The 23,407-nt window shown below is 39.6% G+C and carries 24 protein-coding genes, 1 tRNA gene and 1 pseudogene; 16 read left to right on the plus strand and 10 right to left on the minus strand.

The window, feature by feature from the left end:
• Positions 1-2: 2 nt before the first annotated feature.
• The 4 genes from GOL65_RS17980 to cysS all read left to right on the plus strand — a co-directional run bounded on the left by GOL65_RS17980 (position 3) and on the right by cysS (position 3,525).
• Entirely contained in the window at positions 3-557 is a 555-nt protein-coding gene (locus GOL65_RS17980; protein WP_179038479.1) for a 4Fe-4S dicluster domain-containing protein, read from the plus strand.
• A 12-nt stretch (positions 558-569) separates the two neighbouring features.
• Positions 570-1,439: a dimethyl sulfoxide reductase anchor subunit family protein gene (locus GOL65_RS17985; protein ID WP_140918111.1), complete on the plus strand. Its 870-nt coding sequence runs from the start codon at positions 570-572 to the stop codon at positions 1,437-1,439.
• A gap of 85 nt (positions 1,440-1,524) precedes the next feature.
• A complete protein-coding gene (locus GOL65_RS17990) occupies positions 1,525-1,968 on the plus strand; it encodes a RidA family protein (RefSeq protein ID WP_218652055.1) in 444 nt (147 codons plus the stop codon).
• Between the two features lie 168 nt (positions 1,969-2,136).
• Entirely contained in the window at positions 2,137-3,525 is a 1,389-nt protein-coding gene (gene cysS / locus GOL65_RS17995; protein WP_179038480.1) for a cysteine--tRNA ligase, read from the plus strand.
• A gap of 55 nt (positions 3,526-3,580) precedes the next feature.
• Here cysS and folD read toward each other — a convergent pair whose 3' ends face one another.
• The 4 genes from folD to GOL65_RS18015 form a co-directional block, all read right to left on the minus strand.
• Positions 3,581-4,441: a bifunctional methylenetetrahydrofolate dehydrogenase/methenyltetrahydrofolate cyclohydrolase FolD gene (gene folD, locus GOL65_RS18000; RefSeq protein ID WP_130591847.1), complete on the minus strand. Its 861-nt coding sequence runs from the start codon at positions 4,439-4,441 to the stop codon at positions 3,581-3,583.
• Between the two features lie 386 nt (positions 4,442-4,827).
• Positions 4,828-5,262, minus strand: a complete 435-nt coding sequence (locus tag GOL65_RS18005; protein ID WP_140918109.1) for a DUF411 domain-containing protein — start codon at positions 5,260-5,262, stop codon at positions 4,828-4,830.
• A gap of 73 nt (positions 5,263-5,335) precedes the next feature.
• On the minus strand, positions 5,336-5,746 hold the full coding sequence (locus GOL65_RS18010) for a hypothetical protein (RefSeq protein WP_140918108.1): 411 nt from the start codon (positions 5,744-5,746) through the stop codon (positions 5,336-5,338).
• A gap of 214 nt (positions 5,747-5,960) precedes the next feature.
• A tRNA-Arg gene (locus GOL65_RS18015) sits at positions 5,961-6,037 on the minus strand.
• A gap of 856 nt (positions 6,038-6,893) precedes the next feature.
• Here GOL65_RS18015 and GOL65_RS22500 point away from each other — a divergent pair.
• A pseudogene (locus tag GOL65_RS22500) lies at positions 6,894-8,711 on the plus strand (glycoside hydrolase family 19 protein).
• Positions 8,712-10,221: 1,510 nt separating this feature from the next.
• Here the strand turns inward: GOL65_RS22500 and GOL65_RS18030 are convergent.
• Together GOL65_RS18030 and dkgB are read right to left on the minus strand one after the other, a co-directional pair.
• Positions 10,222-10,431: a hypothetical protein gene (locus tag GOL65_RS18030; RefSeq protein ID WP_140918107.1), complete on the minus strand. Its 210-nt coding sequence runs from the start codon at positions 10,429-10,431 to the stop codon at positions 10,222-10,224.
• Between the two features lie 399 nt (positions 10,432-10,830).
• Positions 10,831-11,634 carry a 2,5-didehydrogluconate reductase DkgB gene (gene dkgB, locus GOL65_RS18035; RefSeq protein ID WP_140918106.1) on the minus strand — a complete coding sequence of 268 codons (804 nt, stop codon included), beginning with the start codon at positions 11,632-11,634 and terminating at the stop codon, positions 10,831-10,833.
• 767 nt (positions 11,635-12,401) lie between these two features.
• On the opposite strand from dkgB, the gene cspE reads away from it, so the two are divergent.
• The 6 genes from cspE to GOL65_RS18065 all read left to right on the plus strand — a co-directional run bounded on the left by cspE (position 12,402) and on the right by GOL65_RS18065 (position 15,818).
• A complete protein-coding gene (gene cspE, locus GOL65_RS18040; protein WP_108899827.1) occupies positions 12,402-12,614 on the plus strand; it encodes a transcription antiterminator/RNA stability regulator CspE in 213 nt (70 codons plus the stop codon).
• A gap of 293 nt (positions 12,615-12,907) precedes the next feature.
• On the plus strand, positions 12,908-13,126 hold the full coding sequence (locus tag GOL65_RS18045; RefSeq protein ID WP_130593676.1) for a YgdI/YgdR family lipoprotein: 219 nt from the start codon (positions 12,908-12,910) through the stop codon (positions 13,124-13,126).
• A gap of 195 nt (positions 13,127-13,321) precedes the next feature.
• A complete protein-coding gene (locus GOL65_RS18050; protein ID WP_179038483.1) occupies positions 13,322-13,573 on the plus strand; it encodes a putative hemolysin in 252 nt (83 codons plus the stop codon).
• 401 nt (positions 13,574-13,974) lie between these two features.
• On the plus strand, positions 13,975-14,511 hold the full coding sequence (locus GOL65_RS18055; protein ID WP_140918104.1) for a hypothetical protein: 537 nt from the start codon (positions 13,975-13,977) through the stop codon (positions 14,509-14,511).
• A 102-nt stretch (positions 14,512-14,613) separates the two neighbouring features.
• Positions 14,614-15,267 (plus strand): DNA oxidative demethylase AlkB, encoded by a 654-nt coding sequence (alkB, locus tag GOL65_RS18060; RefSeq protein ID WP_140918103.1) that lies wholly within the window; start codon positions 14,614-14,616, stop codon positions 15,265-15,267.
• 176 nt (positions 15,268-15,443) lie between these two features.
• Positions 15,444-15,818, plus strand: a complete 375-nt coding sequence (locus GOL65_RS18065) for a DUF805 domain-containing protein (RefSeq protein ID WP_140918102.1) — start codon at positions 15,444-15,446, stop codon at positions 15,816-15,818.
• A gap of 329 nt (positions 15,819-16,147) precedes the next feature.
• On the opposite strand, the gene copD is transcribed toward GOL65_RS18065, so the two are convergent.
• Both copD and copC read right to left on the minus strand, forming a co-directional pair.
• Positions 16,148-17,029: a copper homeostasis membrane protein CopD gene (gene copD, locus GOL65_RS18070; RefSeq protein ID WP_179038484.1), complete on the minus strand. Its 882-nt coding sequence runs from the start codon at positions 17,027-17,029 to the stop codon at positions 16,148-16,150.
• The gene (copC, locus tag GOL65_RS18075) at positions 17,029-17,409 is read right to left on the minus strand and encodes a copper homeostasis periplasmic binding protein CopC (RefSeq protein ID WP_140918100.1); all 381 of its coding nucleotides are present in this window, start codon (positions 17,407-17,409) and stop codon (positions 17,029-17,031) included. The genes copD and copC overlap by 1 nt, the downstream gene beginning before the upstream one ends.
• 408 nt (positions 17,410-17,817) lie before the next feature.
• On the opposite strand from copC, the gene leuE reads away from it, so the two are divergent.
• The 5 genes from leuE to GOL65_RS18100 all read left to right on the plus strand — a co-directional run bounded on the left by leuE (position 17,818) and on the right by GOL65_RS18100 (position 21,468).
• Positions 17,818-18,462: a leucine efflux protein LeuE gene (leuE, locus tag GOL65_RS18080; RefSeq protein ID WP_140918099.1), complete on the plus strand. Its 645-nt coding sequence runs from the start codon at positions 17,818-17,820 to the stop codon at positions 18,460-18,462.
• A 201-nt stretch (positions 18,463-18,663) separates the two neighbouring features.
• Complete coding sequence (locus GOL65_RS18085) at positions 18,664-19,044, plus strand: hypothetical protein (protein ID WP_179038485.1); 381 nt, start codon at positions 18,664-18,666, stop codon at positions 19,042-19,044.
• 58 nt (positions 19,045-19,102) lie between these two features.
• On the plus strand, positions 19,103-19,336 hold the full coding sequence (locus GOL65_RS18090; protein WP_179038486.1) for a YceK/YidQ family lipoprotein: 234 nt from the start codon (positions 19,103-19,105) through the stop codon (positions 19,334-19,336).
• 855 nt (positions 19,337-20,191) lie between these two features.
• Positions 20,192-20,926, plus strand: coding sequence for a deoxyribonuclease I (gene endA, locus GOL65_RS18095; RefSeq protein ID WP_140918097.1), 735 nt, complete (start codon positions 20,192-20,194; stop codon positions 20,924-20,926).
• A gap of 227 nt (positions 20,927-21,153) precedes the next feature.
• Positions 21,154-21,468 carry a hypothetical protein gene (locus GOL65_RS18100; RefSeq protein WP_130591832.1) on the plus strand — a complete coding sequence of 105 codons (315 nt, stop codon included), beginning with the start codon at positions 21,154-21,156 and terminating at the stop codon, positions 21,466-21,468.
• Positions 21,469-21,586: 118 nt separating this feature from the next.
• Here the strand turns inward: GOL65_RS18100 and prfH are convergent, their stop codons facing one another.
• Positions 21,587-22,201, minus strand: coding sequence for a peptide chain release factor H (gene prfH / locus GOL65_RS18105; protein WP_140918096.1), 615 nt, complete (start codon positions 22,199-22,201; stop codon positions 21,587-21,589).
• Entirely contained in the window at positions 22,198-23,337 is a 1,140-nt protein-coding gene (locus GOL65_RS18110; RefSeq protein ID WP_140918095.1) for an RNA ligase RtcB family protein, read from the minus strand. Before GOL65_RS18110 ends, prfH begins: the two co-directional genes overlap by 4 nt.
• Positions 23,338-23,407 lie beyond the last annotated feature (70 nt).

Here is a 23,407-nt window from a genome sequence, read left to right on the forward strand (position 1 = left end):
TCATGGTCAGACAATATGGATTTTTAGTCGATATGCGCGGCTGTTATGGCTGTAAAACCTGTTCAATGGCCTGTAAGTCAGAAAATGCTACACCTACCGGTGTCTTATGGCGTCGCGTCAGGGAGTTCAATTTTGACGATCCTAATGGCATGGCATTTATCAGCATGTCATGTAACCACTGCGACGATCCTCAGTGTATGAAGGTATGCCCTGCAGATACCTACAGTAAGCGGCCTGACGGCATTGTGGTTCAGGACCATGAAAAATGTATTGGTTGCCGGATGTGCATTATGGCTTGCCCGTATAACGCACCGGTATTTGATCCGGTGGAAGGGAAAACCAGCAAGTGCAACCTGTGTGCAGAACGGCTGGATGAAGGATTGAAGCCTCGTTGTGTGGAGTCTTGTCCGGCTGGTGTATTGCAGTTTGGTGATATTGATGAGTTACGTAAACGCTACAGTGCTGATTTATCACGCATTGAAACGCGTTATAAACTGCCGGATCACCGTATCAGTCATCCGAACATTGTAATCATCCCCGCTGGTGATAAGGAATAAGGAGATACCATCATGTCTGAATATGAACTTCCTTTAGTCTTTTTCACCGTACTGTGTCAGTGGGCCGTTGGCTCCATTATTGCTATTACGGCATTAATGACGGTTCAACCGGTATGGTTGAATGAAGAGACGCGTTTTAACCGGTTGCGCTATATGGCACTGGTTATTTTAGTTATTAATATTGTTGGTTCGTTTTTGTCACTGTTACATCTGGGGTCTCCGCTGGGAGCCTATCGCGCCATTTTAGGTCTTGGGCACTCATGGCTAAGTCGTGAAGTGGTGGCCTTCTTCTTACTGAATGGCGTGGTATTCATCTGGGCTGTTGTGATGTTTCGTTTTAACCGCAATCGCTCTCTGGTAAAAAGTGCCAGCTTTGTCGCTTCTCTGGCGGGTATTGCAGCGATTCTGGTTTCGGCTCAGGTTTATTATCAAATGGCCAGCCACCCAATGTGGCATTCACTGGTAACACACCTCAGTTTTATTGCTACGGCATTATTATTGGGATTTGTCACCATTAGTCTGATGGTGGCGGTCTATCATTATCGTCAACAAGCGCAGCAAAGCAAGATTCCGGGACTCATGCTGACCGGTATTCTGTTGGGTGTGTTGCTTATGTTATGCGTGGTGCTGTGGTACAGCCATGGTCTGAATGGACAAGGCCAGATGGTTGGTAGTGCTATCGCTGTATTAGGCTCAGGTCTGATGGGATGGTTAATCTTTGGTGGCTTAATCACCGGAACCGGCGTTGCTACATACCTGTATAAGCAATCATCTGTTTCCATGGCAAAAGCTACACTGTTGATGTTGGTGGTGCTCTCTGCCGCCGTTTGCGGACGGATGCTGTTTTATAGCGGAGTAATGAGCCAATCACCCTGGTTTTAATTTGTACTAACTGAAGCTGCCCGATAATGTAGCTCGGGCAGCTTTTTCATTATCAAATTGAGAAATAACCTATAAGGATATTTTGATGCTGAAGAAAACCTGTTTGTCTGTTGTGATGGCGACCGTATTGCTATCTGTTGGTGTGGCTCAGTCTGCGGAACGTAATGTGGTGATGCCTGAAGGTACTAAACCTTCAGCGCTTTTCTCTCCGGCTATTGAAGCTAATGGCTTTGTTTTTACTTCCGGCCAATTACCTATTGATCCTGCAACTGGAAAAATGGTGGAAGGTATTGAAGCGCAAACCGAGCAGGCGATAGCTAACTTGCGTGCGGTATTGGAAGCGGGTGGTTCATCTCTGGATAAGCTGGTTAAGGTTAACATCTATCTGAATAATATTGATGATTACGCCAGTATGAATAAGGTTTATGCCAAGGCATTCAAAGGTACTCCTCCAGCGCGAACTGCTTTACAGGTAGGTAAGATCCCTCTTGGTGCTTCGATTGAAATTGAAGGTATTGCGGTAAAATAGTGCTTTCTGATTAGCTGAACTTTGTTAGCAGCGGAGGAGGTAACCCTCTGCTGCAACCCACCATAGTGATATATACCTCATGAATCATGGGGTTCCTCTTGCAATGCCCTGATAATCAGGTTTCAATATATCTTTCCAATCAACTAATCAAACGGTAACAGGCTTCCAATGCTAAAGATTTTCAATACCCTGAGCAGACAAAAAGAAGAATTTAAACCCATTCATGCGGATAAAGTCGGCATGTATGTATGCGGGGTAACCATTTATGACCTGTGTCATATCGGGCATGGACGTACTTTTGTTGCCTTTGATGTTGTGTCTCGCTACCTGCGTTTTTTGGGTTATAACCTGACTTATGTAAGAAATGTGACGGATGTTGATGACAAGATTATTCGTCGGGCGACAGAAAATAAAGAGAGCTGCGAGCAGCTAACAACCAGAATGCTGGCCGAAATGCATGCCGATTTTGATGCATTAAACATTGCTCGTCCTGATTTAGAACCGCGTGCGACTCATCATATCGCTGAAATTATTGAGCTGGTTGAACTGTTATTGCAGCGTAATCATGCCTATGTGGCAGATAACGGTGATGTGATGTTTGCGGTCGATACCGATCCTGATTATGGTTTGTTATCCCGTCAGGACTTAGAACAGCTTCAGGCTGGTGCCCGAGTTGAAATCGCCGATGTAAAACGTAATCCAATGGATTTCGTACTGTGGAAAATGTCTAAACCGGGTGAGCCAAGCTGGGAATCTCCATGGGGTGACGGCCGTCCGGGTTGGCATATTGAGTGTTCAGCTATGAACAGTAAACAGCTAGGCGAGCACTTTGATATTCACGGTGGTGGTTCTGACCTGATGTTCCCTCATCATGAAAACGAAATTGCTCAGTCGACCTGCGCTCACGATGGTCCTTACGTTAATTACTGGATGCATTCCGGTATGGTGATGATCGATCGGGAAAAAATGTCTAAATCACTGGGTAACTTTTTCACTATCCGTGATGTGTTGAAACATTATGATGCTGAAACAGTGCGTTATTTTCTGATGTCTGGTCACTATCGCAGCCAACTGAATTACAGCGAAGAAAATCTTAAGCAGGCAAGAACGGCGCTTGAACGTTTGTATACCGCGTTGCGTGGTACGGATGAGGCGGTAAAAGCACAGGGTAACACTGAGTTTGAGGCTAGATTCCGTGAAGCAATGGATGATGACTTTAATACCCCGGAAGCCTATTCCGTACTGTTTGATATGGCTCGGGAAATTAATCGCCTCAAAGCGGAAGACATAACTGCAGCCAATCAACTTGCTGCAGAACTGCGTTGTTTATCGGGTGTATTGGGCCTGTTGGAACAATCACCGGAATCTTTCCTGCAGGGCGCAGGCCAAAATGCAGATGACAGTGAAGTTGCAGAGATTGAAGCATTGATTAAGCAGCGTAACGATGCTCGTCAGACAAAAGATTGGGCTATGGCGGATGTAGCGCGTAATCGCTTAACCGAGATGGGCATCATTCTGGAAGATGGTCCGCAGGGTACGGTTTGGCGTCGTAAGTAACTATTTGAATAGATATAAAAAAGCGCCTGAAGGCGCTTTTTTATATCTGTCAGCATCACATCGGATCGTGATAAAGCTCGCAAGCCTGTAAGGTATTTTGCATTAGCGTAGCCACTGTCATAGGGCCAACACCACCGGGGACCGGGGTAATCCAACTTGCGCGTTCAGCAGCGGCTTCATATTCCACATCACCGACCACTTTTCCGCTTTCTAACCGGTTAATACCCACGTCAATAACGATAGCGCCAGGTTTAATCCACTCTCCGCGCACAAAGCCAGGACGACCAACGGCGGCAACAATCAAATCAGCCTCTCTGACTTTCTTTTCCATGTTGGTGGTAAAGCGATGGGTGATTGTGGTGGTACAGCCAGCAAGCAGCAATTCCAGCCCCATTGGACGACCAACAATGTTTGAGGCTCCAATAACCAGTGCATCTAAGCCGTAAGTATTGATCTCACAACGTTGTAGCATGGTAATGATACCGCGAGGTGTACAAGGACGAAGTTTTGGCGTGCGTTGGCACAAGCGACCGATATTATAAGGATGGAAGCCATCGACATCTTTTTCCGGAGAGATACGTTCCAGAATCTTGATGTTATCAAAGCCCTGTGGCAGAGGTAATTGAACCAAAATACCATCAATCAGCGGATCGTTATTCAGGGAGTCAATGAGTTCAAGCAACTCATTTTCAGTGCAGGTCATATCCAGATTGAATGAGCGAGACAAAAAACCAACCTCTTCACAGGCACGGCGTTTGCTATTGACATAAATCTGCGATGCGGGGTTCTCACCAACCAGAATAACAGCCAAACCAGGAGCGCGTTTACCTGCCTGAAGGCGTTGTTGAACACTTACGGCAATTTCAGTTCTTAGTTGTTGAGCTATTGCCTTACCATCAATAATCTTTGCTGACATCTGAGAATAGATCCATTTTTTAACAACGGGTGTCATATTCTGTCAGAAGCGAAGCGTTCTGTCAGGGAGAAGTTGTGATTAATTAGAAAAGTAGGGAAATCACTGATGCTGAAGGGTATCGAACCGTTTGGATTTGCATATCATCACCTGACCCAGCCCATCCAGATGGCTACCATATAGAAAACCGTGCAGAGAATAATAAAAGAGGCTGCATATTTGATCTTTTCCATACCTGACTTTCACTCCTTATTATTTTATTTCGAAGTAAAAGATAGCATTCAAATCTTAACTAATTCTTAAATGATGGGATTGCTCAGGAACAACAGCCATTTATTAGAGGACTCAGTGCGAAAAGAATGGTTTCGCACTGAGTTATCAATAAAAACTTAATGTGAGCTATAAATAGTACGTTTATCGTTAGCATCAAAGGTCATGACTGAATAAGCCTCTTTCTCATAACCGTCATCCATCCCAGGACTGCCGCCAGGCATTCCAGGTGTACTCAGGCCAATAATATCCGGGCGTTCTTTCAACAAACGCTTAATATCATCTGCAGGTACGTGACCTTCAATCACATAACCATCAACCATAGCGGTATGGCAAGACATATACTCCATAGGGATCTTATGCTTTTGCTTAAGCTGATAGAATTCGCGGTCGTTGTTTATCATTACCGTTTCTACTTTAAATCCACCTTCCTCCATCTTTTTAGCCCATAAAGAGCAGCAACCACAGGTAGGCGATTTATACATAGTTATGCTGGTTGCCAGCGCAGAGCCTGAACTGAACAGTAAAATTAAAGCTAATAAGCCAGATTTCATTGGGATCTCCAAAAAATATTTATCACATTAATAAATCAAGTAACGAACTTAATTGAGCGAAAAATATCCGGAGCTATTCTCGAAAACGGCAAAAGCGAATCTCAGCCGTCAGCTCCTGTATTGGTGGAGCAAGGCAGTTTAATGAGGGAACTGATTTTGTTAATGGTGAATAAACCAGCGGCTGGGTAGTTTCAGGTATCAGTGCGACAACGACATGGTTACCCGAATCGATTTGTGTTGCGTCAGGTAAACAATGTTTTTCACATAGAGGAGAAAGATGCTCATTACTCTGTTTTTCAGATAATGATTGCACATGTTGGCTGTGTAGTGCCTGGACTGTAGTTTCAGGATCTGCCACCCGGCAATCATGACTGGCAATAGCAAGCTGTGTGCTTAACAACAAGCAGGAAAAAGTAAGTATCCATACAAGGGAACGTTTACTTAAGCGACTTATGAGTCGTAACAGTGAATGATTTTTAGTCATTATTTGATTCATGTTATAGGGGCTTCAAAGCCAACTAAGCCGAAAAGCTATAGTAAAGTAACTTAAATAGCAATCATGTCTGGCCTCAATAAATCAAATACTATGCAGTAACTTAAATATATGACGAACTTAAGGAAGTAAATGAGAGAAAACAGATGCGATTTATTCAACGTTAAAAATGCATGTTGTAGGTAATGGTGATGATAATCTAAAGTGGCGCCCCCAGAAGGATTCGAACCTTCGACCTACGGCTTAGAAGGCCGTTGCTCTATCCAGCTGAGCTATGGGAGCGTAGAAGAAATTGCTATAACTAAAAACACCTTCAGATGCTTTAGTGGGGTCGAATTATACGGCTCTTGCGAACTCAGTCAATGGGTTTTACGCGTTAATTCGGGTGGAATGCTATTTTCATCAGTATATTGAATATATATTAACCAATTACCTTGATTTTCATTATATAATTTCTTGCAGCAGCACAATAAAGTGAGGGCTATTGGTTAAATTAGTTAGCTATTTTTGAACGGTATTTAAAATAAGGAAGGTAATATATTTACCTTTTGTAATACCAAGTAATGTATCACCAGTCAGAGCTAATGTTACTGCTTTGTTAATTTGTTTTTTATATGATAAACATGCAATTGGTTAATTATATTGTGAAATTGAATTCGAATACCTTTATCTGAATTTTTGATTGAGTTATAAAAATAATTAATAGTGAAATTTCAAAGTCAATACAACTAATTTATTAAACTATCAATAAAAAATTAATTTCATAGTTAATTGTTTTTGTGGTGTTTTTTCTGGTTGGTTTCCGTGACTCCACTTATGGTTTTATTATGATGTTTTTTTAAATTATTGTGTAACATATTTTCACTCCTATTATTTACATCATGATAGCTCTGATTAATATCATCATGATTTTTTTGTTTTTAATTTTTAAGCTATAAGAATTAGTCATACATTCGTGTGATTATGAATATTCAGGTTATATTATTTTAAAAAATAAAATCCGTTTAAATGAACTAAATTAATAGTGTTGCTTGATATTGGGTGATGAAGTGCTTGTCATATGTATTTACTTATTAAGGTAAGAGGTAACACTATGCATTTAAAAAAATAAAAATTATAGGGGGGACTTACTGCTGCAATAGTATTCAGTACGTTCTCTGCTCATGCGGTACTTCAGGTAACCAGTACTGCAACGCCATATACGATTAATGCCAGCGACCTGGACAAAAAGGAAAAGGAGCTGACTAAAGATCCATTAATGCAGAAAGTGAAAGAGTCCATCCGTACCGCCAGCAATGATGTTGTGGATCAAATTGCGGCAGGGCGATCTACTAACCCGGATAACGTGAAACGCGTAGAGAAAATTATTTCTCCGGAAGCCTGGAATTACCTGTTTCCTTTGCGTGCGCCAGAATATACCTATGAAAACTTCCTGAAGGCTATTGGTAAGTTTCCTGCTGTGTGTGGGACTTACAGCGATGGGCGTGACTCTGATGCCATTTGCCGTAAGGGGCTGGCAACAATGTTTGCCCACTTTGCTCAGGAAACTGGCGGGCATGAAAGCTGGAGGCCTGAAGCTGAATGGCGGCAGGGGTTGGTTTGGTTACGTGAAATGGGCTGGAAAGAAGGAGAGCCAGGTGGCTATAACGGAGAATGTAATCCGGATGTGTGGCAAGGGCAAACCTGGCCCTGTGGTAAAGATAAGAATGGTCAGTTCCTGAGTTATTTTGGTCGGGGAGCTAAGCAACTTTCTTATAACTACAACTATGGACCATTTTCTGAGGCCATGTTTGGTGACGTTCGTACACTGTTAGATAAGCCTGAACTAGTTGCCGATACCTGGTTGAATCTGGCCAGTGCAGTTTTCTTTTATGTTTATCCGTAGCCACCAAAACCAAGTATGTTGCATGTTATTGATGGAACCTGGCAACCAAATGCTCATGATAAAGAGAGCGGGCTTGTTCCGGGATTTGGTGTAACGATCCAAATTATTAATGGTGGTGTAGAGTGCGGTGGCCCAACTGAAATCGCTCAGTCATTAAATCGTATTGCTTACTATCAGGAGCAGACTAAATATTTGAAAGTACCGGTTCCGGCATCGGAAGTTCTTGGCTGTAAAAATATGAAGCAGTTTGATGCTGGTGGTGCGGGTGCCTTACCTATCTATTGGGAACAGGATTGGGGGTGGAGTCCCGATACGCCTGATGGAAGTACTTACGCTTGCCAGTTGGTTGGATACCAAACACCATTTACTGCCTTTAAAGAAGGCGATTATAGAAAATGTGTTGAGCATTTCTTTAATGTAAAAGTTGTTGGTGGTAGCGAGCCAACTCCGGAACCAACCCCAACTCCAATACCGGAACCAACACCGACACCGGAACCAACACCAGAACCAACTCCAACACCAGAACCAACTCCAACACCGGAGCCAACTCCAACGCCTGAACCTGAGCCAGAACCAATACCGAATGCAGCACCTGTTGCGGTTTTAACCGGGCCAACTGGGCCGGTAACCAGCGGAGCTCATGTTGTATTGAATGGTGCAAACTCCAGCGATCCTGATGGTGATAAGTTGACTTACAGCTGGATTATACCTGATGGTCAAATTATCAGTGGAGAGGATAAACAGAGCCTGTCATTTGTTGCTCCAGAATTAACTGAAGGAAAACAATATCAGTTCACCCTGACGGTTACGGATGGCAAACTGAGTAGTGCAGCAGAATATACACTGACAGTAATGCCAGTGGCTAAACCTGATCCAGTTCCTGAACCAACACCGAGTCAATATCCTGCATGGACTGCGAAAAAGACCTGGAAACCAGGTGATATGGCGACTAACCGCGGGAAAACTTATCAGTGCCGCCCGTTCCCGAATGGAGCGTGGTGTAATGTTGCTCCTGCCTATTATGAGCCTGGAAAGGGCTTAGCATGGCAAGATGCCTGGACTCTGAAATAAGTTACTTTCGGTCATTGTTATTTAACCTTTACGCCAGCAATATTGCTGGCGTGAATTTAAACGTCAGATAGATTAGGGCAATAAAACGATGAAGATTGATGCAGAATTTTTTTGTTTTAAAAGCTAATTCCAGTACCTATACCAATACTTGCACCAGAACTACCGCCGGAGCCGCTGACACCAGCTCCCTGATATGAGGAACAAGCCGTAAGCAATAGGGCTAGTATCACTGGCATAATTCTCTTCATCTGTTTGCCTCTGTTTAATTACAAAGTTTGGTGGTGAATTTTTGGCTTCTGTAGTGAGTTATGCATAGATTTTGTCATGACAGAAGTTGTCGAGTCATTTAATAATTTTTAACTTATTTTGTATAGGGGGCAGGCGATCATTTTGCCTGGTTGGTGTTATAACCTGAATAGATACTATTAAGACACGATTTTATTTTATGTGTATCACTATATAGTCGGGAAATTTGGATGTAAATGTTGAATTTCTATCTAATCAGAGATGGTAGTTAAAGAGAATAATTAAGAATTTCGAATGAATAAAGTTAGTTAGAATAGCTCATTCGCTCGGTACTGAGGTACTAGTGAACTATTCTGACATTGAGATTGAGTTGGCTTGTTTCAACACTTTATTTTTATATAACTCATGGTGTAGTTCTACGATAGCTATCATGTTAGATATTGATGCTTTATAAGGGCCATAGGGGCCATAAGGTCCAATTTGGGTCCCTGGAGCATACATTTTGTCTAATGCCCATATAGCACAACATTGGTTATTGAATTCAAAGACGATGGCCTCTTCAGTCGTGTCAATAACACATCCTTTGTTCAGTAAAGTAGTGATAAACTCGTCATAATCACGATCATATTTCTGTTTGTATCGACACCCATATACAAGGTGGTAGAAGATTTTTTTTAACATAGTGTTTCTATACTGTATTGATTTTTCTTAGCATAGTTAACATTTTCATATTATCAACTATGGATGGAATATTTTTTTATACGGTTAATACAACGTCCTACGTTCTGATATACCCAGTATGTGTTGTATACAGGCTAAAAGTGAGTTTGTTCTCTAAGCTCAACTTGAAAGATTACACTGTAAAGCGTTGCTGTTTATATAATAAAAAAACAAATTGTAAAATTAAATTTGTTTGAAAAAACTCTTTATGGTAATTATTTTATAAATTATTGCCCATCGTCAGGTAAGAGAAGTCTGGTTGTTATTAAAGTGTCAATTTAGTTAAAAATATGTAGTGAATCTTTAAGTTTTTTGACTGGTACTAAACATTCAAATTATAAATAGACTAATCAATTTAATTGAATAACTAAATAAAATATATCCTTATTATGATGAAGGTATAACATTTACATACCATTCAATTCTTTTTGGTTTTTTACTAAGCAATATGTTATTCATATATTAATTTACTGAAAATATACTTTGAGAGATAATTTTATATAAAACAGCAGGCAATCTTAATTACCTGCTGTTTGACTATCTATTATTTCTTAAATGCACCAAATGGATCTTTTAGCATATTAACAATAGATGCACCAATCCACGGAAGTTTACCTAAAGTAGCCTCAATGATTTTGTTTTCAAAATTATTGATAGATTCTGCAGCAGCACCCAGACCTAGTTTGCCTAAAGCTGAACCGAAGATGCCAGCACCATTGACTTGTTCAATTTCTTGTTCTGTCAGATTTCTCATTGTCATATCCTTATATTTTTCGGAGAGAAAAATTATATTAAGATTTATATTTAATTTAACAAAAGCGTTTTAATGATTCATGCAGTTTTAATTTCTGCACAGGTGTAATTTAATGGCTATAGAATATTAGTCAATGGTGTATTTATACGATCGTGTTGTTTATTTATCGTTGGTTACTTTTATTAAGTCTTATCTTATTTTTATTTTATATTAAATTGAGTATTGTTTTATTTTTATCTAAATTATTAGATTGCAACAATATTATTAGTAATGAAATTATTTTAATTTTTATTGTTGGAGCTTTTTGATTTGGAAAAGTGAAGAGGTAATAGAATAAAACCCAAATATAATTAGCGGATATAGTTAATAATATCCGCTTTAAGCAAGAATTAAACGATACTAATCCCAATCAGGCGCCAGTCCTTCCGGGCTTACCAGACGGCCTGAACAATCTAAATTGGCTATTTCAGCCATATCTTTTTCTGACAGGCGAAGCTGTTGGGCTAAAAGATTGCTGGCCAGATTTTCACGTTTTGTCGAAGAAGGAATAACGGCGTAACCTGATTGCATGGCCCAGGCAAGGATAACTTGCGCTGAAGTAGCGTTGTGACGAGTCGCGATATTTTTGATGACTTCATCTTGTAATGCTTTGCCGTAAGCTAGTGTCATGTAGGAAGTAATACTGATGTTATTCCTTTGGGCAAATTCAACAACTTGCTTATTTTGTAAATAAGGTGAGAGTTCAATTTGGTTAGTGGCAATATTTTCTGCACCAACGGCATCTATCGCATTTTGCATTAGTGCAATAGTAAAATTGGATACCCCAATCTGGCGAGTTAACCCCAGCTCTTTTGCCTTAATCAGCTCTGCCATATATTCAGCCACTGAAACTTCATCATTGGGAGAGGGCCAGTGAATCAATGTGAGATTGACATAGGAGGTTTTTAATTTTTCCAGGCTTTCACGCAGACTGGGAATTAGCTTTTCTTTACTCAGGTTAGCTATCCATATTTTTGTAGTAATAAAAAGCTCTTCGCGGTTGATGCCACTTTGGCTGATGGCCGTGCCAATTTCAGCTTCATTCTCATAAATTTGTGCTGTATCGATAACGCGATATCCTAAATCGAGCGCATTACGGACTGAATCAATGACCACTTCATTTTGAAGACGGAAAGTACCTAATCCAAATACAGGAATATTCATATCATTTTCTCTTTTGTACGATAAGGGGAATGTAATAATTTTGTTACTATTTGGTCATCATGGCAAAAAAGAGAGAGTAGAAAAAGTTACTTTGCAGCATAACTGTTTTGCTTTAGCAGCAAGGATCGTTTGAGTTAAGAAGATATATCAGGATAAATTGAAAAAATAAAAAATATCCCCGTCAACAGACAGGGATAATCATCTTGGTATCTAAATATTTTGTTATTGTAATAGTAGCAGTGACATGATGAACGCCGCTTTGATTACAATGGCATATGCCGGTTCGAACACCAAATTAATAATAGTGATAATAAATTCTTTTTGTTAAGCACTTCTTAATTCTCTGACAATAATAAACAAACTAAAGTAAATCATTTTTACTAATCATAGATAAAAAATAAAATCATAGATCTTATTTTTATCCTTTTAATTCAATGGAATAAGTCTTTTTGATTTTGTCTTTATGATTTTTTCTCGTTAAATTAAGGTGTTGTTCATTTATCAAGGCTGTTTTTAAATCATAAAATGTCATCTTAGTGAAAATAAATGGAAGAAATGATTGTGTAATCTAACTAAGTGTGGCTTAATGATTACCGGTTTGTAGTACAGACCTATTTATGTATAGTAATTTAAAGCAGTTCGCCATTTAGCGTTATCTCTGATATCACTTCTTCAAGAATTCCTTCTAATTAGTTCCCATAAGTAAAACTGACAAACAGACCATCAAATAATTTATGGTAATTTAATAAGAGTTAGAGGAATACACGATGTCTAATACAATGACTGGTTTAGTAAAGTGGTTTAACAGCGATAAAGGTTTTGGTTTTATTTCTCCTAAAGATGGCAGCAAAGATGTATTCGTACATTATTCAGCTATCCAGGGTACAAACTTCAAAACTTTGGAAGAAGGTCAAGAAGTATCTTTCTCTATCGAGAACGGTGCTAAAGGCCCATCAGCGGTTAACGTTGTTGCTTGCTAATCAGCATTTCTGATAATTCATTATGTAGATTGGCCCGATGGCTTAACGCATAACGAGTTATTAATAAAAACCTGGGATAATTACCCGGGTTTTTTTATGCTTGAAATTCATTATATCTCCGTAAAATCCCCTCATGTTACCGCACAAAAAGACTAAAAAATGGCGTTTATAATCCCCGTTTTAGCACAACCTGTTTGTCATTAGATGAAATATTGAGCTATGTTTAAAAAGTAAACATAAATTTGATAACAGAAAATCATCTGAAGATGAGCATGATAGGGGAAATTGAAATGATTAAAAAATTAACAATGATTTTATCGAGTCTGGTTTTAGTATTTGGTCTTTCTGCATGTGCCAGCGACTATGTAATGACGACCAATACCGGTCAAATTATTATTTCACATGGAAAACCAGTTTTAGATAAAGAGACGGGCATGACCAGCTATGTCGATCAGGATGGGAATGAACATCAAATTAAATCAGACGAAATTTCAGAGATGGTCGAAAAATAGAGCTTTATAGCTAATTCAGTGAGTTTATATAACATCAAGGCCCCGGCATTATACTGGGGCCTTGATGTTATATAAGTAAATAATCACCAGCAGTAATTGATTGTGTGATTTATAGTTATTAATGTCCTGTCAGGTTGAGTTGGTGATTTACCGGCTTGAGAGATATCAGTGAATAGGGGTCTATTGATGAGAAAAATGATAAAGGTAGCGTGTATTACATCAGGGCTATTTGTCGCTGCACTGATTCAAGGGTGTTCTACTGGCTCAAAAACACAGGATGTTTCTGCCATTGGTGGGCAAGGAAATCCCGCTGATACATATTGCACCAGTGTTGGTGGCAAAGTTCAGCCAAGGCAAAATGCCAAAGGCAGCTATTCAGTTTGTTCTTTTAAAGACGGTTTACAGCTTGATACATGGGAACTCTATCGTGCCAATCATAAGAGTTAATGCTGACTTTCCACATGGATATAAGGATCAATTCGGCTGTCGTCAGGGTTATACCTCAAATTTGTTATTGACTTAATATATCGTTGTATATTAATTTATATAGCGATTGAGCACATCCTCACCGAATGGCTTGATTAGATGTACTGTTAAATTGCTCGCTTCGCCCTGATCGCCATCAGGGCTTTTTCTTTTCTGAGTTCAGCTAAAGCTATTTCCTTTGTTATTTGAGTTCTGGATAGCGCGTTCTTGCTAAAAATTCATATCAAAAAATTAATCTCAGCAATGTGTCCTGGAAATTTCGCTGTAACGGAATTCTTGCCGAAGATATCTGGTAAATATTTTTTTCAACATGCTAAAGTTAAAGCGTTTGAACAGGAATAATTGTTAACAAGGGATATTTTATGAAAAAAGCCGTATTTGCATTAGCTATGTTTATGAGTTTGCCTGCACTGGCTGAAGACAGCTCTGTGGTGAAAGACAGTATTAAGAGTACTGTTTCCGGAGTGATTGCTGCGGGTAAAGATGCGCTTAGTGGTGTGAAAGATGGTGTCGACGATGGTCGTCAGTCAGGTAGCAGCATTGACGGTGCTGTTATTGTGACAGATAAAGAGAATCTGACTAAATATGTTACTGTCTCTGTTTTGTCAGCGGAAAAAGTAGCAGACCAAGAGTATAAATTGACGCTGGCTTTACGTAATAACACCGATAAAATTGTTCGGCTGTCGAATCTTAATGAAAGTAAATCACTCATTCTTATCGATAAGGACGGGTTCATTTCCTCTTTAAAAACGCCCCTAACACCAGGTGAATTTGATATCACGATTCCGGAAAATGCTGGTGTTAAGCAACGCTATGTTTTTGGTGGTGTTGAAGATGTTCCGGCAACACTGCGTCTTTATGGTATGGATATCGCAGTACCAGCCCCCGCTGCTAAGTAAACTTTTCTAATTAGTATTTTCTGTTTTACTATTCAGTACATCATGTTTCCGACGATATTATAAAATATCGTCGGAGTCTTTCTGTTTTGAGTAATCATAGCGATGACATTTGATCTGTTTGAACATCTTGAACCACCAGATGTAGTCCGGGAAGAATTGGCACCTGGTGCTGTGATTTTACGTCATTTTGTTCTTCCACAGGCGAAAGTGATACTTGCTCAGGTAGCGACAGTTGTTGGATGTTCACCATTTCGCCATATGACTACGCCAGGTGGCTATGGTATGTCAGTCGCAATGACTAATTGTGGCGATTATGGTTGGGTAACCGATCGTCAGGGATATCGTTACAGCGAAGCAGATCCCCTCACCGGTAAAGCATGGCCACCAATAGCACCATTACTTTATCAACTGGCTGTAGAAGCGGCTGAACAGGGTGGTTTTTCTGATTTCCAGCCGAATGTTTGCTTAATTAATCGTTATGCTATTGGCGCGAAGATGTCGTTACATCAGGATAAGGATGAAAAGAACTTTAATTATCCTATTGTTTCAATGTCGTTTGGTTTACCCGCCGTATTTCAATTTGGTGGGCTTTCACGCAGCGATAGCGTACAGAAATGTTCACTTACCCAAGGGGATGTGGTGGTTTGGGGCGGCGTTTCACGTTTGGCCTATCATGGGATTTTACCGGTAAAATCCGGTCATCATCCTGATACGGGCGATTGCCGCATTAACCTTACTTTCCGCCAGATAGACTGAGGTGGCTTTTCTGCTGGTTGAGTGAGTAATGCACTTTACTTGAATAAGCCTTTTTTAGGTCAATAGTGAATACAATTTATGAAATGGCAATATTTATTTCTTGTAAACCTGACGTATATTAATTAGTCAGTTACGAAAGTATGAAGAATAGCGCTAATTAACTCAAGGGTGATAACGTGTCAGATGTATTCAATGCCTGGTTAAATGGGTACCGACAGATTTTTGACTATAAGGGTAGAGCGAGACGACGAGATTTTGCCTGGTTTCTGCTATTACAGTTAGTCGCCTTTTTTGCTGTTGCCAGCGTAACCAGTATCCTGTTTGGTAATAGTGGAATGATAACGGAAACTGTTGCCAGCGCGCTAATGATGGTAACAATCTTGACTACCTTGTCGTATAACGTACGTCGTTTACATGACTGCGATCAGAGCGGGTGGTGGTGTTTTGGCTATTTGATTCTTGCCGGAGTCTTCATTGTTGCCTCGCTAATGCTCAGGCCAACGGACGGAAGTAATCAATATGGTCCGGATCCCAGAGCTACAACTCGTTAATTTTACACTATAATAAAAGAGTAGCTTAAAGTTGCTCTTTTATTACAGGTGTTTCAGATGGCCGGTTTACCGCTATTAATTTTTATTATTTTTCCTGCCGGGTTGGCGTTGTTGATACGTTTTTTTTCCCGGTTAGCCGGGAAAAATGTGCGATTTTTTCCGATTTTTTTATTACTGGTAATTATCAGTTTTTCCCTGTCGGTGGCTTATATGGTTTATCACTATGGCTTCCACAAACTCAACTGATATTGATAGACAATCACCATCAATTTCTATTTTTATATAGAAATGCGTAGCAATACCTTAGTGAAATTTGAATGTATAAAGTTTCAGGTGGGGGAAAGGGTAGCAAACAGACTAACTAATGAGAGTACAAGAATGCCTAACAGGATCTCCAGTACGGTAAATAACACGAAATATCGCATCGCATTACTGCCTTGCTGATTCATTTCTGGCACTAGTCTATAGCGGTTATACAGGGCAATCATAACCATCATCATTACCAGAAAAACTTTAATGCCGAGTAGTTGCAGATAAGCCGATGACCAGTTAACTGGCCAACGTTGCAGAATCAGGACGCTATTGATGATGCCGGTGAATATCACCAGTATGACGGCCAGATGACCTACCTGAGAAAATCGAATTAATGTGCTAATAGCATCAGAACGATAGTGTTCAACGGACAAATAGCGCAGGCAAACTAATAAAGGAATCAGCGCACCTAACCAGTATCCAGCGGATATTAAATGCAGAGCATGATTTGCCCGATGTAACCAGCCAATAGCACCGCTATGTAGAGTGGTATGACCTACAAATCCCAGTGAGATTAATAATAAAAAGGCCAATAGGGTAATCAGGCTAAAACGCCAGTAGATGGGAAGAAGCAGGCAAATAGTCGCAGTGAATGTAAATATGATTTGCCAACGCCAGGCCATACCAAATGAGGTTGAGAGCACATCAGTGATAATGCTTCCTTTAATGGTATCTGGCCAACCATCGCCCATTAAGCCACTCTGTATAGCGATTATCCCGACTGAGGTTAACAGTGCTATTAACAAGCTATAAGTCAATAACCTGCGGAGATCGTACTGAAGTGATAGTCGAAACTTTCCATGGCTCAGACAACTGACGAACAGGGTGATACCAAACAGCAATGTCACCGCAGAAAAATGCAATAATCTGAAAAATATATGAAAAGCGTCCAGGCTCATTAATCAGGCTTTACTATAAACTGAAATTTGCCTTTAGTCTTATGGCCATCAACAGAGACTACGTGCCAGTTGACAGTATATTGCCCAACTGGCAGTGAGGCTTTTAGCGGTGCGACCATACGGGTGTTATCAGTAGCATCCAAAAACAAGTTATCAGTAGGTATTACTTTGTTATTTGGATCGAGTAACTCAATTTTGCTGAATTTTACTTCGATACCTTCTGAATACTTTAATGATATTTCTTTTGGTGACGTTGTCAGGATACTTTCTGCTGCGGGCATTTGCTGTTTCAGATGGGCATGGGCCAGTACCAATGGTGAGGTTAAACTGAATAATATAACTAACAGGGAAGCCAATAAGTGGGGCAAACGAAGATACATAACTAACCTCAAAGGCAAGAAACCAAATAATGGATCAAAATGTTAACATTGTTCATTTTGTCTGTATAGAATTGATAACAATTCTCATTGATTGTAAACCAAAGAGTTCATAAAACTTTCCATAACTATCCAATAAATCATTATTTATTTTTTAGAATGAGCAATTCTTCTTTTTTATCTGAAATTAAATTTAAATTGGATTTTTATTCTGTATTTTAAGTTTAATTTATATCTTAATTGCTGGTTTTTTATTTAATTTATGGTTTTAAATTCTTTTTATAGAATTTGATTTTAGTTTATTTGTCTGTATATTTCTAATTCAAGGCATTCTGGCTGTTATTACCTGGATAGATATGGGGTTGAAGGTTTGTCCGGGCAAGTTTTCTGTTTGGTGGAGCGGATACGAAAATGCTTGAAAATTTAGGTGTAATAAACCTCTGGACTTATGTTATTGGTGTAATTTTCATTACATTAATACCCGGACCTAATTCTATTTTTGTACTGACCAGTAGCGCTAGACATGGCGTAAAAGAAGGCTATAAAGCTTCTTTTGGCGTGTTTTTGGGCGATGCTACCTTGATTTTTCTGGCATTTATTGGTGTCGCTTCACTGGTTCGCACATCACCACTATTCTTTAGCATTGTTAAATATGCCGGAGCGGCCTATTTACTCTATCTGGGTGGACGCATTCTCTATACGACTTTAATCAAAAGAGAAGGGCATACCGTAGCTGAAACGCCAAAAGCGACCAAAGAGCATACTTTTAGAAAAGCGCTGTTATTAAGTTTAACCAATCCTAAAACGATTATCTTTTATGTTTCCTTCTTTGTTCAGTTTGTTAGTCCTGACTATCCCAATACGGCAGTTCCTTTCTTTATTTTGGGTAGCATATTAGAAGCATTTAGTATGTTGTATCTTTCTGTCTTGATTTTTGGTGGGGCTACACTGGCTTCTATGTTCCGCCAGCGTTATGGACTGGCTAAACTATCCAACGGATGTATCGGTACATTATTTTTGGCATTTGGACTTAAGTTAGCATTAGCAACTTCCTGATTCTAAAGGGCATATCAGCACTTAATGTCAGTTCTCATTTAACCATGAGAATTGACATTTTTTTGTTAATAAATTGAAAGTCTGCTTGAGATAAGGGAGATTAGCTGATATCAAAGATTAATGTGTTGGATAACGGGAAGTTATCTAAAATATGATCGGTTTTGATAACAGATAATCAGTAAGCGAAAGGGAATCATTAAAATGAAATATAATTTGCAGACATTGCTAGCCATTACTGCTGTGGCAGTAATCTTTAATTTGCCAATGGCTCAGGCCGAAAGCTATCAGGTTTGTGTTGATAAATATACTGATGCTTCAGGTAATAGAACTGCATCCCTCAGTGATTGTCATGGGAATGACTATGTTATTCGTCCTCAGTCGATGAGGCCTAACTCGGTTGTTTCCGGTTCCGATCGCCGTATGTATTCTTCAGGCAGAGAACGTTCATCTGGTCGTTATCAGGTTGATGAGTCTACTTATGCCAGCGATCGTTGGTGTGATGATAGTGGGTGTTACCGTATCCAAAATAAGCGTAATCTTTGTGTGCTGGAAGTCACGGGTGAATTGGTCGACTGCAATTAATTTATCTGTATTGATAAGCTGCAATTGCGGTGGCCTGGTTAATAAGGAAGAGGGCAAAATGGTTAAGAAGATTATGGTATTGGTTATGCTCTCTTCATTTCTCTGTGGTTGTGGTAGCTTTGCCAGTCGCTTTGAGGGCGGATACCATGATGAATATTATTCAGGCGTGAAATATTCAGTACATCAGGCTGACAGAGGTTATGGGTTTTACTATCTTGACGTTCCCTTTTCTTTTATCTTTGATACTGTGATGTTACCAGCAGATATTATTCGGATAGAATCAACTCATTAACTGTTTGTAAAATGATCAATTCATTAAGTGCTCCTGATGCAAAAAAATTATTTTTAGCACACTTTCATTTTTCACAAAAACATTGTTATGAGATTGATAAATAATTTCACTCGAATAGTAAAATAACACTATGAGTTTTTATATTTCTCTATTTTTAGCGTAAAATAATTAGATAGTTATCTTTTGGCTATATGGAAAAAATGGGTAAGAGACCGGTTGATATCGGATTGGTATAACATAATAAAATTAATTGATATCTATTATCATCAAGGTGTTGGAACGCTTGGGATTACTTTTCTTTGTATAATCAGTTGAATACGCTTTATCTTATGCTCGGTAATATCATGAATACCTACAGGTTTATAGCATTCAGAACATATTGAGCCATAAATATCATCGAAAGATTCTACCTGTTGGTTGGAGCGAAATGATGTGTTGCCACACCTTGAACATTGAAATTTAAAGTCAGGACACATAATCGCCCCCAATAGGTTTAGCTAATAATTTCTTAAATAATTTATACCATATTTATTATATTAAAATAGGTGTTCTTTAGTACACTAAATTAAGATAACTGTTTCAGTTTGTGTTTTATCTTATGTTTTAGTTATCTTTATAATGTTCATATAATATTTAAAATAAATTTGATTGCGTTTTTATGTTTGTCTAATTAAAAATATATAAAAATAATGTTATAAAAGTTAATTGTTAGTTAATTAATGTATTGTAGTGATTAAAATGGTGATGTTTCATCTTCTGTTATTCACTCTTTTTCTGGCATTATTTTTGTTTGTCTCCTTACCGGGTATCCGTTAACCTGCGGGCCTGATTCAATGACTTCAGATACAGAACAATATGATTGGGTATAAATGGTGGGTTAGTACCCTCAGTCTGCTTTTTTTTCCATTATATGGGTTGGCAGCAAAACCAGACGCAGTAGAGCCTATTAGCTTTAGTAAGGCAAAGCAGCTGGCAATAGAGATCCACCGGGATGCAAGCCAAAGCTTTTATTGTGGTTGCTCAATTCAGTGGTTTGGCCGCAAAGGCGTACCCGATCTGGAAGGGTGTGGATATCAAATTAGGAAAAATGTTGAACGGGCGGGTCGTATAGAGTGGGAACATGTGGTGCCTGCCTGGCAGTTTGGTCATCAGCGGCAATGCTGGCAAAAAGGCGGTAGAAAAAATTGCACGCAAGATCCGGTATATAACGTAATAGAAACCGACCTGCATAATTTACAGCCAGCCATTGGCGAAATTAATTACGATCGTTCTAATTTTCAGTTTGGCCAGTGGAATGGTCCTGCAACTCAGTATGGACAATGCCAAATGAAAGTAGATTTTAAGAACAAAACGGTGGAACCACCAGAGAGAGCACGGGGTATGATTGCCCGAACCTATTTTTATATGCGCGATCGCTATCATTTCCGTTTGTCAAAGCAACAAACAGAACTGTTCGAAGTTTGGAATATGTTTTATCCCGTGACAGAATGGGAATGCGAACGGAATCAACGCATATTGAAGGTTCAGGGTAATGACAATCCATATATCTCGACATTATGTGAAAAAAACGAGATAAAATTACTTAAATAGATTATCGATAGTGTTTAGTTTTTATATTTTAAATTTTGGTAAGATTTTGTTTTATTAAGCATATAAAAAATTTAAAAATAAGAAATCAGTGTGTTGCTTTTTATTTTTTATCACGCCGTTAAAAACTACTCATAGATATTTTTTGATGATACAATTTAGGCTGAACAATCATGATGTTGTTCCAAGTTGTTGTTATTTTTATAATTAAATTTCAAGGAAATGAATAAATGAAACCTTCCCGCGTTCTTCTTTCTTCCGTTGTTGCTTTTTCTTTACTGGCTTTAAGTGGTTGTGGTGAAAAAGAGCCTGCTAAGGCTGCGGATAATGGTTTACCAGCTGAGTGTAATGAGTATGTTAATACCATTACTACTTGTGTAAACAAACTGGGTAAAGACAACAAGGCTATGGCCGATCAGTTTAAAACTCAGATGGATGCTGCAACTGAATCCTGGAAACAAATGAGTGACAAAGAAGCTCTGAAAAACAGCTGTAAAGCTGCTATGGATGCATTCAAACCTACTCTGTCTCAATTAGGTTGTTAATCTAATTAATATCACGCCGTAGTTATATAATTACGGCGTGGTGTTGTAGAAATTAATTTCCTAATAGTTCAATTAATTCCACTTTCTTCTATTTCAAACTATCAGTTTTTATACCTCATTATACTGATTTAAAATTCATTCCTTTAAATACGCGCAGGGGATTTCCCCGTTCTATTTGATGATGGAACATACGGCGCTCCGCTTTTAGTTCAGCTCCGGCCTGCTGGCGCAACTGTTCCAGACGGTGTGCTATCAATAATATCGCCAGGCGTTTATTAGCATGTTGACTTCTTTCTGATTGAACTTTGACGCTGATTCCTGTCGCAATATGAGTTGCCCGAATTGCTGAGTCAGTCTTATTAACGTGTTGTCCGCCAGGGCCTGAAGCACGTAATGATTCAAATTGAATTTCACTCTCCAACTTCGGATTGTTTTGTTCAAATTGAGCAATGCCAATAAACCAATTCTTACGTTCATGGTTAGGTCGATAGGGACTACTACATATCCATAATATCGAACCGCACCAGTTATCAGCCAACTGTGTCGCAGCCGTTCCGCTAAGGGAAATCAGTACTGAACGAAATCCATCTGGTCGTCGGGAGGGCTCAGTTTCCAGACATTCAACCTGCACATTTATCGCATTAGCTTCTTTTATCAATTGTTTTAGCGCTTTGCCAACGGCCAGACAGCATTCATCTGGCCCCTGAGCAGAAGAGATCTGCAATAGTATCATTCGCTTTTCCCTCCACTGGTTTTATAGGTTAAAACAGGTTTCAGCCGCGCCAGAATTTTGATTAATCCTGCTCCAACCATGCTATCGATCACAGTCTCAATCGATTTATAAGCCTGTGGCGCTTCTTCATAAATCAGTTGGCGATCCTGACAGATAACCCGGCTTCCTAATTCAGTACGGCTTAACTGAATCGGAGAAAAACGCTCAGACAAGCGGCCTTTACACTCAGTCCGCATCCATTTTCTACCCGCACCGTGAGCCAGTGAGTGAAGACTGATATCTGATAATGTTGGCATGACCAGGTAGCTATAATTGCCGCGTGAGCCCGGTATAATCACCGGTCCCTTATTGGCAGGGCTGGCACCTTTACGGTGCAGCCAGCCATTAGCCCCATTAATCTGTGCTGCTTCAACCAGATTATGGTTAATATCCAACAGACATTCTCCGGTTGTCTTGATTTGTTCCAGCAGTCGTTGAGCTATAAGGCGGCGATTTAGTTCGGCAAAGCTTAGAGCCTGATGATGCTCATTCAGGTATTCTTTCGCTTCGGGAGAACCTGTTATTACACCCCCATGGTTAAAGCGTTCAACATGACGACGTAAAATTGCCTGACCTAATCCTCGCGATCCGCTATGCACTAATAGCTGAAGTTGTTGTGGGATCAGCCCTAATTGATTGGTTATATCAGGATGATAAACCTGATCTACCTGCTGTAACTCTGCAAAGTGGTTTCCACCGCCAACAGAACCGAGAGCATCAGAAAAAGGCGAGTTCATCATTTCATCAGGGAGATGCTGCTGTAGCCATTCTGAGCTGGCAAAGTCTCTCATGCGAGAAATACTTTTTTCTAACTTATCCAGATTTGGCCGTTTAGTTTGTATGGTGGTTTGCCATAAGCCCATTCCACAGCCAATATCATTACCCACTAAAGCGGGATAAAAACGGTTTACTGAAAAAAATGCTGCACCAACCGGATAGCCTCTGCCGGGATGCAGGTCTGGCATGCCTACTACCTGAACCATATCCGGCAGTGAGGCGGTTGTATTTAATTGTTGGATCGCGTTGCTTTCGATCCAGGTGTCATCCGACGCGATATAAGATACGCGTTCAGATAAAGGACGAATAAAATTGCCCATATACCAATCCATATATTGGAGAAAAAATAAAATCGAATTGGCAGGCCGAAGCCAGGGAGTATAACGGGTA

This window comes from Limnobaculum xujianqingii (assembly GCF_013394855.1).
GTDB classification, from domain to species: Bacteria; Pseudomonadota; Gammaproteobacteria; order Enterobacterales; family Enterobacteriaceae; genus Limnobaculum; species Limnobaculum xujianqingii.